This window comes from Methanosarcina sp. MTP4 (assembly GCF_000970045.1).
Lineage (GTDB): Archaea > Halobacteriota > Methanosarcinia > Methanosarcinales > Methanosarcinaceae > MTP4.
The window spans coordinates 3634491-3650117 of the sequence record NZ_CP009505.1 but is presented as its reverse complement, the minus strand read 5'-3'; the positions used below and the strand labels follow the sequence as shown (position 1 = coordinate 3650117).

The window sequence follows — 15627 nt, the reverse complement described above, 5'->3', positions numbered from 1 at the left end:
AGTTTTCAGGCTGTCCAGAATTTGCCTCATTTTAAGCTTACGCGTCAATGAAATAGATTTCAAGATCGGTTTTCAAGCCGTCCTGAATTTGCTTCATCTCGCAGTTTACGCCATAAATGAAGTAGATTACGGGATCAGATTTTACTCTGTCCTGAATTTGCTCCAACTTATAGCTACGCGCCAATGAAGTATTATTATGGGATCAGCTTTTACCCTGTCCTGAATTTGCCTCATTTTACAGCTTACGCGTCAATGAAGTAGGTTACGAGATCAGGTTTTACTCTGTCCTCAATTTGCTTCATTTTACAGCTTAGTTCCTTGTGAACAATATATAATATGTAAGTTAAAGTATAAAATACTGGCGGTTATAAAATACTGGCGTTTATATTACCCATAATAATAGGACCAGTTCGTTTTTTGCTAAGTATACCTGTAAATCATCAGTCATATACTCTGTCGATCAGTGTGTACACCAAATGCTTTACTAATTATTACATTATTAAACAACGCCCTATAGTCCCCATATATGGCTAAAAAGCCACCATATGCACCTCATTTAGAATTAAATGAGATAAAGCATGTTCTTTAAGGAAATAAGGCCCATAAATTCGACTGAAATAAATTATTCAAGGGAAAAGGGCATGTCCTCAAAAATAGTAAGGTTCCCGGGAACCTCAAATCTTTCCTGTATTCTTCGGTAAGAAAATCGGATCGGAAACAACAATTCTCATATCATCGTCCGAAAATGAGCTTTTAAATTTCCCAGTAAGGTTGAAGATTATACTGTTCATACACTTTAACCAGATCATTATGATTTAAAGACCACACATCTTTATCCAGGCCTTCTGCCGTTTCGAATGCTCCCTTATCAACATTAAGGATATAAGCACCTCGATTTGCTTCAAGAACCCCCCAGGGAATGGCAAAGTATTTACACTTCATACCAAGAAAACAATCACAAGCAAATACTACGTATGCGATTCTTCCCCGTTCGGAGTCTATCATGACTTCTTTAATCGTTCCGAGTTCTTCATCTTTAACAGTAAGGATCTTAGATCCTTTTATTTCCGTTGCCGCCACAAAAGTCCTGTGCCTTGGAACTTGTATTTCTTCATCGATTCCCATACACCTCACTCCGAATATATTATTCACTTATAGTCTCTATTTATCTCTTCCAAAAGTACAGAGAAGCGTTCTATGCTCTCAGCCTGCCCATCATAAACCGCCCCATTAATAATAACAATTCATTAATAATATACATTCCTGACGTAATTGAGGTCGTGTCCACCAGTACTGAAAACGGTGAGAAAAAGAAAGTCTATGAATTTCCCCAGGATGCTGGTTTTCACCCCACTTTTCACCCCACTTTTCTTCCAACCTATTCTCCCAACTTATCTCCCAACCTATTCTCCTCTTTTAGGATCAATTTTCCACCGCAAGATACTTATTTTTTTGCTTTTCTCCCAACTTTTCTCCCAACTTTTCTCCCAACCTTTCTCCCAACCTTTCTCCCAACTTATCTCTCAACCGATTCTCCTCTTTTATGATAAATATTCCACCGCAAGCTGCTTATTTTTTTGCTTTTATCCGATTATTTTCTCCCAACTTTTCACCCCACTTTTCACCCCACTTTTCACCACAGTTTCACCACAGTTTTCTCCGAACTTTTCTCCGAACTCACGCCGCAAGCGCCTCATTCAATTCACCAATAACCGCATTCATCTCGTCCCCGAAAAGCTGGTACATTCTGCCGCACCCGCCAGGAGCATCGAAGGGGGTGTAAGCACAGTGTCCGTGTTCACGGTATCGATTATCTTTTCATGGGCTCTGCGGACGTTTTCGATGTACTCATTCAGCTCGCCGGAAAAAGTGGACCTTGCAGTATCAAAAAGGAACGACATATATTAATATCGTATTAATACCATATTAATATGATATTATGGTAAAAGCTATTATTAACATCGATGACCACACAAACAGAATTCTGAACATAGTTAAAGCAAAGTACGGGTTAAAAGATAAAAGTGCAGCCATTATTAAAATGGCTGAAGAGTATGAAGACGTGGTTTTGGAGCCAGAGTTAAGACCTGAGTACGTTGAAAAATTGAAAGAAATAGAAAAAACTGAAGCGATAGAAGTAGGCACAGTTGAAAACTTGAGAAAACGATATGGGCTTTGATTTTCATGTATAATTTAAAAATCAGAGCGGAGCTTGATTACAAATTTGAAAAGTTAGCAAAAAAGAATAAGAAACAACTTGAAATTATATTAAATAAAGCTGATGAGATAATCCAGGACCCACATAGATACAAAAATTTAAGAGCTCCGATGAACCATCTCAAAAGAGTGCACATTGACAAACATTTTGTTCTGGTTTTTTCTGTTGATGAGGAAGTAAAGACCGTAACACTCGAAGATTACGCTCATCACGATAATATTTACTAATTTCCGATTTTTGCTTACGCCGCCAGTGCCTCATTCAATTCACTGATAAGCAAATTCATCTCGTCCCCGAAAAGCTGGTACATTCTACCCCGCCCGCCAGGGGCATCAAAGGGAGTGTAATCAAGGTCATCTATTTCCAGGTGGAAACTGTTTGCAACATAATCTTTTATCATTCGGAGCCAGTTCATCTGGTCGTCATTGAATTTCAGGGTTCCTGCCTGTTTTTTGAATACCCAGTCCTGGAAGTTTCGGTTTACGGTCTGGTCGTAGGCTGTGAGAACAGGGTCAATCTCGGTTATTCTGCGGATCAGGGAAACCAGGGCTGTGAGTTCGTTTTTGGGGGAGTTGCCGTTTACCTTTTCCAGCTGCTCGTAAGCCTGCCAGACCCTGAAGGGGGCGAAATGAGGTTTTTCGAGTTTCAGCTTTTCCAGGACTTCTTTTAGCATCGTGAAGGTGATTTCCCTGCGCTGGTAGGGCTGGTTGTAGAAGATTCCCAGGGCTGTGAGTTCGTCTCTGTTGGCTTCCATATATGCCTTAAAGTCAATGATCAATTCGTCTGCCTTTGCAACGGCGTCTTTGTCCCATTCGGCTCTGAGAACGGTGTCGGTGTTCACGGTATCGATTATCTGCTCATGGACCCTGCGGACATTTTCGATATACTCGTTCAGCTCGCCGGAAAAAGTGGACCTTGCAAGATCAATCAGGTTTTCCTGTGCCTTTTTCTTTGAATCGGCTTCCTGAATTTCCGGTTGGCGTTGTTTAATTTCAACTGCTTTGGAATCAATGATATCAGGGTTATATGCACTGAGCAGGTCCTTAACGGTCTGGTTGATCGTTTTTCCGCCGGCTTTCTCGGCAAAAGTGGCTCTTTCGTCCTCGGTGATCTGCCTGTTCAGCCTTGCCAGGCGGTTCGCCAGGGAAACATAAAGGTCTTCGTCCCGGCCGCCAAAGGTTACTGCTGCCAGCAGGTCTTTCAGCGAAACATTCCTTTTGCGTTCCAGAGGCCTACTGTCGGTCTTCAGGGTTTTTGTAACCCCACGGCATCCACAATTACAAAATGCGTCTTTGCAGAAACAGCCGAGGTTGTCACCTTTTGCAGGTCATCGAAGCCCAGGGTCCGTGTACCCCGGCCTTTCATCTGCTCAAAATAATTCTGGCTCTTAACGTCCCTCATGAAGAGCAGGCACTCAAGGGGCTTAACGTCCGTGCCCGTGGCAATCATGTCCACCGTAACCGCTATTCTGGGATTGTAAGCATTGCGGAAATCTGACAGCACCGATTTTTGGTCTTCTTCCGCTTTGTAGGTCACTTTCTTGCAAAAGGCGTTGCCTTCGTTGAACTCTTCCCGCAGTATATTGATGATATCATCGGCATGGCTGTCGTTCTTGGCAAAGACCAGGGTTTTTGGAACTTCCGTTCTGCCGGGGAAGATCTCGGGGAGCTTTTCATTGAAGGTCCGTATGACGTGCCGGATCTGGCTGGGATTGACCACGTCTTTGTCCAGCTTCCTGGAAGTATAGGTAACAGCTTCGTCCAGTTGTTCCCAGCGTTTTTTGCGGGTAAGTTTCTCCCTTTTGTCCACAAACTCCCGCGCATTTATTTTTGCCCCGTTTTTGGTGATTTCGGTCTCTATGGTGTAGACATCATAGCCCACATTCACGCCGTATGCCACTGCTTCCTCATGGCTGTACTCGCTCACCACGTTCTCATTGAAAAACGCGAATGTGCGTTTATCGGGTGTGGCTGTCAGGCCTATCAAAAAAGCATCGAAATAGTCCAGGACCTGCTGCCACAGGTTGTATATGGAGCGGTGGCACTCATCTATGACCACAAAATCAAACTCTTCAAGGGGAACCTTCTCATTATACACAACAGGAAGCGGTTCCTTTGGCTGCCACCCTTTCTCAGCCGGGTTTTCTTCCTCGGTTTTTTCGTCCAGCTCCTCATCTTTCAGAATAGAGTAAAGCCGCTGGATTGTGGAAATGCAGACCTGGCTGTCTGAGGAGATATAACTGGAACGCAGGCGCTGCACATTGTACAGTTCGGTAAATTTGCGGTTATCATCATTGGGCACTTAAGCCATGAATTCCTGCTCTGCCTGTTCCCCCAGGTTTTTTGTATCGACAAGGAACAGGACCTTTCTGGCATCCGCAAATTTTAGTAAGCGGTAGATGAAGGTTATAGCAGTATAGGTTTTTCCGGAACCTGTTGCCATCTGGACCAGAGCCCTCGGGCGGTTATCCTTAAAGGATTTTTCAAGGTTTGAGATGGCGGTAATCTGGCAGTCCCGAAGCCCATAGGTGCGCAATCCGGGTATATCCAGAAACCTTTCCCTCAAAGGTTTCTTTTTGAGACAATCCTCAAAAGTCTCGGGACGGAGAAATGAAAAAACAGGTCTGGACCTTGGTTTTGGGTCACGGAAGTCTGTGAATCGGGTAAGTTCCCCGGTACTTTCGTACACAAAAGGAAGAGGGTCATTGTTCAGGTACTTTAGCTTGCTTGTAGCGTAGTCGGAGGATTGTTCCTCAACAACGGTTAACCGGTGGCCTTCCTCGTCCCTTTTTGCCTCAATAATTCCAACAGGCTTTTTATCAACAAAGAGTACATAGTCAGCCGGGCCCACATCAGTCAGGTATTCCTTAACTGCAATGCCCCTGGAAGCACTCCAATCGACCCTGGTCTTTTCCTGCACTATCCAGCCAGAATCATTTAGTTTTCTATCGATGTTATTTCTGGCTTTCTGCTCCGGATTCTGGTTATTACTCATATGTCTTTACCCATCAGATTCGTGTTCATCCTTCTTTTCCCGGACTGAGCTGTCGAGGCGGTCACCCTATAATTATAAACAAAGTGAGGATTCACAATTAATACAAATAGTTTTCCATATTAACTGCGCTTTGAACTTTATTACGCAAGGGCATATCTCGCAGTCTTTATAATGTGAAGCAATATCGACAGCCAGAACACCTTTTTAAACAAGAAACCCATGCAGGAATCTCAATAAAATAACAACTTTCCGCAATTTATTAGCTGCTGTGAGAATGAATTTTATTGAATTGTGAGACAATTTCGTCTAATTCGGGACTTGAATTCAAAGGGGAGGCTTTTTCCTCATTTGCCTCCTGAACCAATTTCAGGGAAAGAGCCAGGTCCTTTTCAGCTCTTTCTTTACAGGAGATTACCCGTTTCACCCCGGGCTTGAGCTCGAGAGAGCAAAGGTATGAAGAAACTGCTTTTTCATAATCCCCCGAATAATGGAAAATGACCCCCCGGTAATACCAGGTCTTGGGGTTATTCATGTTCAGGTGGATGGCTTTTTCAATTGCATCGACTGCAGCATCGTGGCTCCCTAATTTTGCAAGGATATACGCTTTTTTGGTAAGGGCTTTTACATTGCCCGGATTATATTCAAGGCTCTTTTCGATCCATTCCAGGGCATTATCGAGTTTACCTTCTTTCTGGAAGATATACCCCTTTGCAAAAAGGGAATCCGGGTTGTCAGGGACGTGCCTTAAAGCTTCCTCTACACATTCCATTGCTTCAGAGAGCCGGTTCTGTTTGGTAAGGACCGAACTCATTCTGGAAAGGGCCGTCCAGTCCGTGGGGACCAGGGCCAGACTCATATCATATGCCCCTATGGATTCCTCAAATTTTTCCAGCTGGTCCAGTACAAATGCCTTTTGTTTCCAGGCATCCTGATAGTCAGGCCGGAGCCTTATAACCTCATTGAAATCTTCCAGGGCACTTTCATACATCCCCTGGCGCTGGTACGCAAGCCCCCTCGCATAACTGGCATGGTAATGCAGGGGATTTTTTACAAGGACCTTTTTAAAACATTCAACGGATTCAGCATATGATCCCGTTTTCAGGTATGCAATACCCTGCCCGTAAAGAGAACTCGACATCCCGGACCTGGCATGATTAAAGGCATCCAGAGCTTCTTCACACATGCCCAATTTAAGCATCAGATCGGCTTTATGCCTCCATTCAGCCTCATTTTTAGGTTCAAAATTAATTTTGTTTTTGTCAAGATTTGTCATGTACTTTTCTTCGTATAACTTCTCCCACCTCTCTTTCAAATTTCCGGCTTCGAAGTTATCAGGATCATAATCAAGTACGGTTTTTAATTCGAGGATTGCATGAGGGTAATCCTTTTCCCGGGAAAATTGCCTGGCCAGAGAAATTATGTTATCCAGTAATTCAGGGGAAAAGACGATATAAGCCGTGTTGGGAGTAGCCACATCTTCCAGGGTACTGGCTCTGGATTTGAATAATACGGGAAACTGGTTGTCCTCGGTAGCACTGTCAATATACCCCGCGTTCCCCAAAACGTCCTCGTATTTGAAATGATATTCCCTTCCGTCCCCGTCTCTCAGGAAACCATACCTGCCCGGAGGAATCGTCCGGTAAATATGCCCGCACTTCAGGCCTGTAGAGTAATGTTCCGATAATGAAATTCCATCTTCATCCTTGCCCGGACACTCCGTACCTTCCTCGTTTGAACCCTCCGGGCTCCCCTTATTTGCAAACTCAAAGCTTCCTTTAATTGCAAACTCAGGGTTATCCGGAGTCATAAAGCCCGGAACCCGGAGACCTGCGGGAGAAACGTACATTTCAAGGGGAGGTTCAAGGTTCTCGGGATTTGCGCATCCATTCCCCATACCATCCCCTGCATTAAGCTCGGGCCCGAAAACCGAACCACACCCTCCCTCTTCGCAGTTCAAGAACAGTGCCATCCGATCAAAAGAATCATTGACCTTACATAAGCCGGGAACGTCCGTTAATTCATCAAAAAGATCTATATATAGTTTAACCTGCTCGCAGCCCGGGTCCCAGTTGTTGTTTTTAACTAAGCGAAGGAGGGGGATCAGTTTCTCCTGTAAAATATTTACGTCCTTAAATACATAAACAACCGACTGGAGCAGCAGCTTCAACAAATCGGCTGATTCTTCTTCAGGAGAGCAGAATTTGATTGAAACCTCATGCAGGACATTTTTGAAAACATAGTAGTCCCCGGTCTCTTTGACAATATCACAGAATTTATACCACATTTTTATGTCCGAGAGGGGGTTCTCAATGCAGAAATATATCCCAAGACTGACAAGGGCTTTCGGCTTGTTTTCTTCGTGAAGGTAGGCGAAAGCAGCGTTATAAAGAGACTCACTTTTTTTATCGAGCTTAAACGCTCTCTCAAACAATTGGCCCGCATCGGGATAGTTGCAGCACTTCAACTTAAAACAGGCAGCGTTATAGTAAAAGACCCCTGACCCCGGGTATTTGCTCCCCAGAAAAATCATTTCTTCAGATAAAAATTCCATATTTTCCGGGTTGTTATTTACCTCAGCGTTCTGATAATGGCTTAGAATGCTATCCCACATATTCCTATCGGAATCCTTCTCCTCCTTATGGAGAAAATCAGGTGGTGTGGGAACGTGCTTATTTGGTTCTATGTCAGAAAGAACTGCATTCCTCGGGGAAAACCCGGCCAGGAAAACTTCAACGTCATCTTCAAGCAGATCTTCAGGCAGATCCTCAGGCAGACTCTCATGTAGATTTTCATGTAAATCTTCATGTAGACCTTCAGACAGACATGAATCATTTTCCTCCTTCTCAGCGTAAATGGGAGCTACTTTCGGAGTGAGGGGATCAGTGGGCTTATTAGTATTTTTAAGGCCTAATTGCCATACCCCGATCATCTTGAAAGAAATGCCCGACAATACATTATTGTTTATGACGAGTACGCCCTCGTTGTTAATGTCAATGACATCCCCTTCTATAGTTTCACCATTAATTAGCGTAATGCGCAAATGCATATCTTCTCTTGCCTTCGAGGTCAGTACAGAGATGAAATTCATTCTTACCCCTCCCTTAAATTTTGACAATTAAATGTTGTCACCATGTGAACAAACCTGACAGATAACAAGATCAAAGAATATAAAGGGTATATGGAACTACATATATTAAAACAGTATCGAATTCCCGTATTCGAGAAAGCTCAGACAGGAAAGTGTTCGGCAGGCACTTTGAAAATTCACCGGAAAAACGCCGAAACCTGGCCAGTTATCCCTACCAGATGCTCTTTTTATAATATAGATGGAAATACCTTACTATGCCATCGGAAAGCGAAACCTCCAACCCGTTCCAGGCCCTCAAATGGAGCGACTTCCAGACCTGGGCAGGAGATAAAGCCACTGCGAAAGGAATGAAGTACCAGGATGAAGGGCGGGTAGAAGAGATAAAACGCACTCTTGAGGGAGGGCTTGTCGCCCGGGTTCAGGGGACGAAAGCATATTTCACGGAAGTTTCCCTGGAAAACGGGAAACTGAGTTCCACCTGCACCTGTCCGGTTGAACATGACTGCAAACACGGGGTTGCAGCTGTGCTTGAATACCTTGAACTCGTAGAGATGGGTGAGGAAATCCCCATTGTTGCCGAAGGGGACACGCTGCTTATAATGGCCAGACAGGAAACTGCCTTGAAAGGCTGGGAGCCCCTGGATACGTATCAGTTTTTCCGAAAAGATCTGCGGGAGTACCTGGACCAGATGGAAAAAGAGGAACTTATTGACCTTTTGATGAATTTATCAGATAGGGATTCCCTGCTTTCCAAACACCTGTGGGACATGCTGAAGCTTGCGTCGGGGGATACGGAGGAGACGATAGGGGGCATTTACTCCGAACTGGAAAAGCTCTGGGAGGAAGCCAGAAACTATGACTACAGGGATTACGAATCTCCACTCCCTGATTTTTCGGATATGCGGAATCGGCTGGAAAGCCTCCTTGAAGCCGGACATGCGGAGGAGGTTGCGGATATAGGGATGCAAATTTTGGAAGGGTATGAAGAAATAGCCCCTTATGATGAAGAGGGGGATTTCGGCATGGACATTGGCAACTGCATGAAAGTGGTAATCAAAGCCCTCCTGCAGTCCGAAAGCCCGGCCCACGAAAGAATGCTCAGGGTCCTGGACTTTGAATTAAAAGATGAATACGGGATTTTTGACGGAAAAAACTTCTGGAATTCGGATTTCTCTGCCTCGGAGTGGAGCCACTTTTCCAAAGTCCTTAAAGAAAAGCTGGATGCGATCGACAGCGGGGAAAATCTATCATATTCCGGCTGGGGCCGGGACCAGCTTGCTGAACGGAGGGCCTTTGCCCTGGAAAAAGCTGGAAATTATGAAGAAGCAATATCCCTTTGCGAAGAGGAAGCAGAAGCTGGAGAGGAATGGAGCAGCGTCCAGCTGGTTAAAGTGCTGCTTGCCGCAGGGCAAAAAGAAAAGGCAGAAGACCGGCTCTACCGGGAAATAAAAGAAACCAGAAAATCGGACCCTGGAACAGCCATTGAACTCTTCCGGATTCTCCTTGATATCAAGGAAAAAGAAGAGAACTGGCTATATTCAACAGCCCTGCGAGCCGAAGAGTTTTTCAGGTACCCTTCACTGCAATTTTACACAGATCTGCGGGATGTAGCAAAAAAAGCAGGGGTCTGGAAAGAAGTCAGGGAAGCTGTCTATGCCTACCTGGAAAGCGGAAACCTGCCCGCAGACAGGCCCGGACCCGGTGAAGAGCCCTCAAGCCTGCCTGGCATCCTTCCAAAGACAGGTCTGACGGACAGGGATTCGTTCTGGAAAATTGATGCACCTGCCCTTGAACTCCTGATCGACATAGCCGTCGAAGAAGAAAATCCTGATGAAGTGGCCAGGTGGTACAAAGAGCTGAAAATAAGGGAGAAGAGGGGACAAAACAGGCATGACAGGTATTTTACCCGACGAGCTAGAATTGCCCGCGCCGTACAGGATAAATATCCGGAAATTGCGATCGATATCTGGAAAAATATTGCAGAGGAACTTATAGACAGAAAAAAGACAGATGCATACGAATCGGCTTCCATCTATCTCCGGATGGTCAGGAATGCTATGGAAGCCAGGGGACAAAAAGCCGAATGGGAGTCTTATCTCAGAGAGATCAGGGAAAAGAATAGGCTCAAAAGAAGTCTGCTTGCAATTCTTGATATGCTGGAAAGAGATAGGATCATTGACAAATGAGTAGCTTATGGAAGAATTTCCCACCCGCAGAGATAAAGAAAAACACGCCGGAGCAAAATAGGGAGAGAAACTTTCAGAAGGAACAAAAGAACATTAGCTCCAGGAGAATGATCCCTCAGCATTCAGAAAGCTATAATTAAGCTCTCCACCCAAATATATAAATGGTGATAAATAAATTAGATATTATCAATCCTTAACGGAACAAAGGAGTTAAACCTCATGCCAGCAAAAGTCAACAAAGAAGAATGTACCGGCTGTAGAACATGTGTGGAAGAGTGCCCTGTAGAAGCAATTACTCTTGACGAGGAAGAGGGCGTTGCCGTCGTGGACGAAGAGGAATGCGTGGAATGTGGGGCCTGTGAAGAGACCTGCACTTCAGAAGCTATTAAGGTCGAATAAGTAAGCCGCCCAAAAATAAGAATGTAAAGACGCTGCTGCCCTGTATTGCTTTTTAGTACCCTTTAGTGCCCGTCATTGATTTTTATTTTTCTTTACCACTCATTATCACTCAGTGCCGCGCTTGAAAACAGCTTCCCACTCCTGCACCCTCTTTTTCGAATACCTCCGGTTTGCCCCGCTTGAGGAGGGGAGAACTTTTGTCTCATAACCCATTTTCCTGAGCAAGGACTCGTATTCTCCCGCTTTTTTGCCGTTGAAACAGACCAGCCTGAGCTCCGGAACCAGTTCCTTCAGTTTTGAAAAATCGTTTATTTCTTCCTCCCCGATCCCCGTATCAAGGCTTCCTTCCCGATGGCCGGCTTTGAATACGTCCCATAAACCAATCCCGTGCATTTTCAGGATATCAAGCCGCCTTTCATAGTCCATTTCCTGCAGGTTTACTCCAAGTGCTCCGCCGAGCAGCCTCCAGAAGTCATTGCCCGGGTTTCCGTAGTACTGCTGTTTTCTGATGGACTCATCACTCGGGAGGGAGCCAAGCACCAGAATATCGGTATTTTCATTCAGGACGGGGGAAAAGCCTCTTTTTTTCATAGCTTCTGAAAGGCTGTTTTAAGGCTATTTCAAGCTTTGGGAACAAAAACAGACAAAAAATAGGTATTGGAATGACTCGTATAAAGGGTATATGGATAGCAAAGAAGTATATATGGGTGACTGTGAAGGGTGCCGAGATAACCACAGAAAAGTGTCGGTCAACTAAAAGTGTCCGTTACTGCAATGCCTGATATAAGTGTTTTTCCGTCACTGCAATGCCTGATAGAATTGTTTTTCCGTCACTGCAATGCCTGAGACAGGTGTTCACTCAAGCATCAAGCGCATGATTATGTAAAACAGGAGGTCTCCGAACACAACTGCGGCAACAAAACCTGCAGTAATCGAAAGCATGAACGGAAGACCTGGGGTCACCCAAACCTCGTTTCCAATCAAACCTTTTTTTACGTATTCTTCAAGTTCGGGCTTCAGGTTTGCATCGAAGTTAAGCCCTGCCCTGGCAAAGCTCCTTTTCAATTCTCCGGCTTCATTCATCTCAAACTTCTCGAGCAGGCCGAGATGCTCTTTATATTTCAGGGAAGAAATCGCGGTCCTGTACCCTATGAACATGTAGAGGGGCTTTTTCAGCATCTCAGGCGAAAAGTGCAGAAGGTTGTAGCAGAACATCCCCAGGGGTACGATGATTGTGAGGAGCAGGGCGTTTCCGAGCACCGTGAATGTGAAAAGCCCGATAGGAGGAAGGCCGAGCAGGGGATAAAATTCCCCTCCCAGCCGGAAGACCGGGTAAGTGGGAAGGAGAATGGAAAGCACGATCAACCCTTTTGCATCCCCGCCTCCGAAAGCCCCGAACTGGAAAAGGATGTAGACGATAACAAATACGATTATCCCGGAAATGAGAAGGGCTTTGAGATGGGGAACCCCTCCCATAGCAAGTTCATAGAGGACAAAAACCGAGCCCGAGGCTAGCATGTATTTCCAGACCTTATTTGAGACCCGGCGGGCCTTCAGGTCGGAATAGCATGAGTAGAGCAAAAAGGGCATGCAGAAGAGGATTTTCAGTATTTCGATCATGTAAACCGGGATGAAGCTTTTTTGCCGTATAAAGGGAAATTTATCGTATAAAGGAAAATTTATGCCATGTAAAGTAAAATATCAGTGTAATGATATTGCCACTGTAAAGATATCAAAGAACGGTTATATAACCTGCGGTCTGGCTGGGCCGGAAGACCTGGAAAAAGAGAGAACTCGCAAGAAATCCGGCTTCGCTATAAAAGAGCAGTATAACCGGTCAGGGAAAGCTCGAAACCGACAAGCAGGCGATAAGCTTATACGTAAGAAGTTCTATTTTATGGTTGCTCAACCCTTAGGGGTTTCCTTATACACCATGGGCTCGTGGTCTAGTCGGTTATGACGTCGCCTTCACACGGCGGAGGTCCTGAGTTCGAATCTCAGCGGGCCCACTACTTTTATCTTCATTCTTTTCGGATTTAGAGATTTTACATACTTCTTTTTCTAATGCTTCGATTCTTGCTTCAAGATCGGATTAATGAATTGATTTAATTCTCTAAGAGACCGTCTTAAAATTCAAACAATTTCCACATTTAGATGACACGACCTAATCTTTTTAAAACAGGAATTAATTTTCCGGTTGACTGAGAAGGAAATATAACTCAGAGAAAATATTCTTGATACTAAAACAAGAAGTATAATTACAATTCAAACTATTGTTCCTCTGAATATAACCAGTATTCTTGAAAAATTATTTCTGTGGCATTAGGCTTTGATTTCTGGCTCTCTTTTGGAATCAGAATCTTTTTTAATTTTTCTAATCACCAGCCAGGCAATTAGGGCAATTATTCCAATTATAGGTGCTATAATAATCAATAGTAAGGCAGCAGTAGCCCCTGGAAAAATCATATCTGCACGAACTACTGAAGGTAAAATGGATACGCTTAGGCACAATGATATTATGATAATATTTGCTTTATTCATTTTTTACCTGCAACTTTCTTTTCTTTTTTAGACATTTGGTTTTTTGCTATATAAAAATAGTGCATAATACAGGACTATTGCTGAACTGATGATTACCGCGAATACTGGAGGACTTTGTGAAAGGAAACGGCCTGCGCCTGCGTATGTCGGGAGAACTCCGATTATTAAGGCCAGTGTCGTCAAGCCAAATGAGAAGCCTGGTCTTCCTGGAAGTGTATTTGAGATTGCTACCAGAGTAATCGGCATTGTAAAATTGAAGAGGAAAATTCCGAGTATTGCTGCCTCCGGTATTGCTGCTCCAAATGCGAGTAGTGGAGCAGATATTAAAAGAGATATGACTCCTACCTTTTGCCATCCGTATTTATCTCCTATAATTCCACCGAAAGCTTTTCCCAGGACTATACCTGAGGTTAGTGTTACTAATAGAAAGAGGTCTGATTTCCAGGGCAAAACGACCACTGAGCCGATTACTGATCTTGCTACGATTGTCATTAGAAGCAAGAGTATGATTGATTCAAAATAGTTTGTGTTTATTTTCTCGTCTGTTTTGTAATTTATTTCCGGATATTTCGTATAATACATGAGGGCACAGAGAATAGCGATTATTATTAGCAACGGCCAGGCTGTAAAGGATCCGCTTTTTCCGTAAAGCGTTCCTATTAAAAGTCCCAATGCTCCGGGAGCTACAAATATCCCTGGTGCTGAGGCCTTATTTTTTGTCAGGTTGAGACTTATTATCCCGCCGCCTACATGAAATAGGGCATTTCCGATGCCTGCAAGGATTATTGCGTATAGGGACGATAAAAAAGAGACAGGTATTGCCGAGGCTGTTATAATAGAACCGGAAATTGCTGAGAGTTTTGGACACCTATACTTATCTACCAGAAGGCCGACTAAAGTCTGGGAGCCAAAAGCAATAACATTATACATGATGACTAGCTGGATAAAGTATTCATTAGTTATTGATTTTGAAGATAATAATGAAAATGCCACTGCAGCACAACTTGCATCGATTGCTGCGTGAGATAATCCGTAAACTGCAAGATTTTTTGTAAAGTTAGAAGGCATAAGCTATTTTGATTGATTTTGATATATAAGTCTATGGCAGGCCGAATAGTATTATTCCTGTTAAAAAAGAAGCGAGGTTCATTATTATTGAAAGGAATAAACAGGATTGTTTTTCCTGATTTGGAAGAGCGTATTCCAGTATTTTCCACTCAATGTAAACAATCAAGACTTCAAGAATGATTACCAGTGAAATATCAGGCTTTATGATATTGAAAATATTGTTTGTCATTACAATGAAATTTGCAATTGGATTTGTTATTACGTTGACTAAAGAGACTACTAAGAATGTGTTTTTATTTCTGTAACCAAGAAGAAAAGAAACAGTCTCTTCTATTAATATTGTTAAAATCAATGCTGTTAAGAAGCTAATAATTACCATTTAATCACATATTTTAATTTCTAATCCCTGGCATTTGTATACTATTTTGTTTTCAAAAAATTTTATTAGAGCATTGAAGTAATATTTTTTAGAAAATCTTCACCATGAGACGCTAAAACCGTGGTTTATTCCAGTACAATGTCATAGATATTTAAAAGGGAGATAACTTCAGGGATAGAAAATATTGTCTTTTTTAGAAAATTGTTATTTGGATTTATATCGTAATTTTTTGCATTCCTGAACGATGTAAAGCTAAGGTTCGCATTTTCAAAGAGACTGTTCTTAAGATCGGAATTTTCAAAATTCGCATTTGTAAGATTAGTATTCACAAAATCACAGTCATATACCTGGCAATTGGTAAAATCCGTATTTTCTAAATTCATATCGGAAAATACTGACAGGGAAAGAAAAGAATCTTCAAATCCAAAAGCGAGTATAAAGTCATTACATTTTGAAAAATCCAATCCCAGGATTTTGCAGCTCTTGAATCTTATATTCTGAAATTTTGTGTTATCCAGATCGACGTTTGATAAGTTGCAGTTTTCAAAATCACAATCGATAAACCTTGAATTTTTGAAAGATACGTCTGAAAGATCAATATCTTTAAAGGTTTCCGCTTCAAACTCTTCGTTCTGGTATTCCATGATTTAGAGATGTTGTTGCTGTATTAATATGATTTCTTCTCACATGGAGGAAATGAAACCGTGATTCCAGGATTCTGGAAAGCAAAATTTCCGAAGTTATGACTACGTTT

Annotated in this window: 13 protein-coding genes, 1 tRNA gene and 1 pseudogene; 5 read left to right on the top strand and 10 right to left on the bottom strand. The window is 43.1% G+C overall.

What is annotated here, in order from left to right:
• Nucleotides 1-753: 753 nt before the first annotated feature.
• On the bottom strand, nucleotides 754-1125 hold the full coding sequence (locus MSMTP_RS15340; protein WP_048181221.1) for a PRC-barrel domain-containing protein: 372 nt from the start codon (nucleotides 1123-1125) through the stop codon (nucleotides 754-756).
• A gap of 593 nt (nucleotides 1126-1718) precedes the next feature.
• Nucleotides 1719-1901: a hypothetical protein gene (locus MSMTP_RS20080; RefSeq protein WP_048181218.1), complete on the bottom strand. Its 183-nt coding sequence runs from the start codon at nucleotides 1899-1901 to the stop codon at nucleotides 1719-1721.
• 38 nt (nucleotides 1902-1939) lie between these two features.
• Between MSMTP_RS20080 and MSMTP_RS15330 the strand changes: the two genes are divergently transcribed.
• Together MSMTP_RS15330 and MSMTP_RS15325 are read left to right on the top strand one after the other, a co-directional pair.
• Nucleotides 1940-2179 (top strand): DUF2683 family protein, encoded by a 240-nt coding sequence (locus MSMTP_RS15330; protein ID WP_048181216.1) that lies wholly within the window; start codon nucleotides 1940-1942, stop codon nucleotides 2177-2179.
• A 5-nt stretch (nucleotides 2180-2184) separates the two neighbouring features.
• Nucleotides 2185-2445: a type II toxin-antitoxin system RelE/ParE family toxin gene (locus MSMTP_RS15325; RefSeq protein WP_048183769.1), complete on the top strand. Its 261-nt coding sequence runs from the start codon at nucleotides 2185-2187 to the stop codon at nucleotides 2443-2445.
• 14 nt (nucleotides 2446-2459) lie between these two features.
• Here the strand turns inward: MSMTP_RS15325 and MSMTP_RS20415 are convergent.
• Both MSMTP_RS20415 and MSMTP_RS15315 read right to left on the bottom strand, forming a co-directional pair.
• Nucleotides 2460-5212, bottom strand: a pseudogene (locus tag MSMTP_RS20415) (DEAD/DEAH box helicase family protein).
• Nucleotides 5213-5471: 259 nt separating this feature from the next.
• The gene (locus tag MSMTP_RS15315; protein ID WP_048181213.1) at nucleotides 5472-8300 is read right to left on the bottom strand and encodes a tetratricopeptide repeat protein; all 2829 of its coding nucleotides are present in this window, start codon (nucleotides 8298-8300) and stop codon (nucleotides 5472-5474) included.
• 254 nt (nucleotides 8301-8554) lie between these two features.
• Between MSMTP_RS15315 and MSMTP_RS15310 the strand changes: the two genes are divergently transcribed.
• Both MSMTP_RS15310 and MSMTP_RS15305 read left to right on the top strand, forming a co-directional pair.
• Nucleotides 8555-10486, top strand: coding sequence for an SWIM zinc finger domain-containing protein (locus MSMTP_RS15310; protein ID WP_048181212.1), 1932 nt, complete (start codon nucleotides 8555-8557; stop codon nucleotides 10484-10486).
• Nucleotides 10487-10705: 219 nt separating this feature from the next.
• Nucleotides 10706-10885: a 4Fe-4S binding protein gene (locus MSMTP_RS15305; RefSeq protein ID WP_048181209.1), complete on the top strand. Its 180-nt coding sequence runs from the start codon at nucleotides 10706-10708 to the stop codon at nucleotides 10883-10885.
• 105 nt (nucleotides 10886-10990) lie between these two features.
• Here MSMTP_RS15305 and MSMTP_RS15300 read toward each other — a convergent pair whose 3' ends face one another.
• Together MSMTP_RS15300 and MSMTP_RS15295 are read right to left on the bottom strand one after the other, a co-directional pair.
• Complete coding sequence (locus MSMTP_RS15300) at nucleotides 10991-11476, bottom strand: DNA-deoxyinosine glycosylase (protein WP_048181206.1); 486 nt, start codon at nucleotides 11474-11476, stop codon at nucleotides 10991-10993.
• A gap of 264 nt (nucleotides 11477-11740) precedes the next feature.
• Nucleotides 11741-12505 (bottom strand): A24 family peptidase C-terminal domain-containing protein, encoded by a 765-nt coding sequence (locus tag MSMTP_RS15295; protein WP_048181204.1) that lies wholly within the window; start codon nucleotides 12503-12505, stop codon nucleotides 11741-11743.
• A 315-nt stretch (nucleotides 12506-12820) separates the two neighbouring features.
• Between MSMTP_RS15295 and MSMTP_RS15290 the strand changes: the two genes are divergently transcribed.
• Nucleotides 12821-12894: transfer RNA gene (locus MSMTP_RS15290), tRNA-Val, on the top strand.
• Between the two features lie 313 nt (nucleotides 12895-13207).
• On the opposite strand, the gene MSMTP_RS15285 is transcribed toward MSMTP_RS15290, so the two are convergent.
• The 4 genes from MSMTP_RS15285 to MSMTP_RS15265 all read right to left on the bottom strand — a co-directional run bounded on the left by MSMTP_RS15285 (nucleotide 13208) and on the right by MSMTP_RS15265 (nucleotide 15517).
• Nucleotides 13208-13426, bottom strand: a complete 219-nt coding sequence (locus MSMTP_RS15285) for a DUF3149 domain-containing protein (RefSeq protein ID WP_048181201.1) — start codon at nucleotides 13424-13426, stop codon at nucleotides 13208-13210.
• 27 nt (nucleotides 13427-13453) lie between these two features.
• Entirely contained in the window at nucleotides 13454-14494 is a 1041-nt protein-coding gene (locus MSMTP_RS19475; protein WP_156153864.1) for a hypothetical protein, read from the bottom strand.
• A gap of 31 nt (nucleotides 14495-14525) precedes the next feature.
• Nucleotides 14526-14873 (bottom strand): hypothetical protein, encoded by a 348-nt coding sequence (locus MSMTP_RS15270; RefSeq protein ID WP_048181195.1) that lies wholly within the window; start codon nucleotides 14871-14873, stop codon nucleotides 14526-14528.
• Between the two features lie 125 nt (nucleotides 14874-14998).
• On the bottom strand, nucleotides 14999-15517 hold the full coding sequence (locus tag MSMTP_RS15265; protein ID WP_048181193.1) for a pentapeptide repeat-containing protein: 519 nt from the start codon (nucleotides 15515-15517) through the stop codon (nucleotides 14999-15001).
• Nucleotides 15518-15627 lie beyond the last annotated feature (110 nt).

What these genes read in the sequence shown, in the direction of transcription:
- MSMTP_RS15265 (WP_048181193.1), bottom strand. Translation starts at nt 15,517, where the DNA reads ATGGAATACCAGAACGAAGAGTTTGAAGCGGAAACCTTTAAAGATATT.
- MSMTP_RS15325 (WP_048183769.1), top strand. Translation starts at nt 2,185, where the DNA reads ATGTATAATTTAAAAATCAGAGCGGAGCTTGATTACAAATTTGAAAAG.
- MSMTP_RS15295 (WP_048181204.1), bottom strand. Translation starts at nt 12,505, where the DNA reads ATGATCGAAATACTGAAAATCCTCTTCTGCATGCCCTTTTTGCTCTAC.
- MSMTP_RS19475 (WP_156153864.1), bottom strand. Translation starts at nt 14,494, where the DNA reads ATGCCTTCTAACTTTACAAAAAATCTTGCAGTTTACGGATTATCTCAC.
- MSMTP_RS20080 (WP_048181218.1), bottom strand. Translation starts at nt 1,901, where the DNA reads ATGTCGTTCCTTTTTGATACTGCAAGGTCCACTTTTTCCGGCGAGCTG.
- MSMTP_RS15305 (WP_048181209.1), top strand. Translation starts at nt 10,706, where the DNA reads ATGCCAGCAAAAGTCAACAAAGAAGAATGTACCGGCTGTAGAACATGT.
- MSMTP_RS15330 (WP_048181216.1), top strand. Translation starts at nt 1,940, where the DNA reads ATGGTAAAAGCTATTATTAACATCGATGACCACACAAACAGAATTCTG.
- MSMTP_RS15285 (WP_048181201.1), bottom strand. Translation starts at nt 13,426, where the DNA reads ATGAATAAAGCAAATATTATCATAATATCATTGTGCCTAAGCGTATCC.
- MSMTP_RS15310 (WP_048181212.1), top strand. Translation starts at nt 8,555, where the DNA reads ATGCCATCGGAAAGCGAAACCTCCAACCCGTTCCAGGCCCTCAAATGG.
- MSMTP_RS15270 (WP_048181195.1), bottom strand. Translation starts at nt 14,873, where the DNA reads ATGGTAATTATTAGCTTCTTAACAGCATTGATTTTAACAATATTAATA.
- MSMTP_RS15300 (WP_048181206.1), bottom strand. Translation starts at nt 11,476, where the DNA reads ATGAAAAAAAGAGGCTTTTCCCCCGTCCTGAATGAAAATACCGATATT.
- MSMTP_RS15315 (WP_048181213.1), bottom strand. Translation starts at nt 8,300, where the DNA reads ATGAATTTCATCTCTGTACTGACCTCGAAGGCAAGAGAAGATATGCAT.
- MSMTP_RS15340 (WP_048181221.1), bottom strand. Translation starts at nt 1,125, where the DNA reads ATGGGAATCGATGAAGAAATACAAGTTCCAAGGCACAGGACTTTTGTG.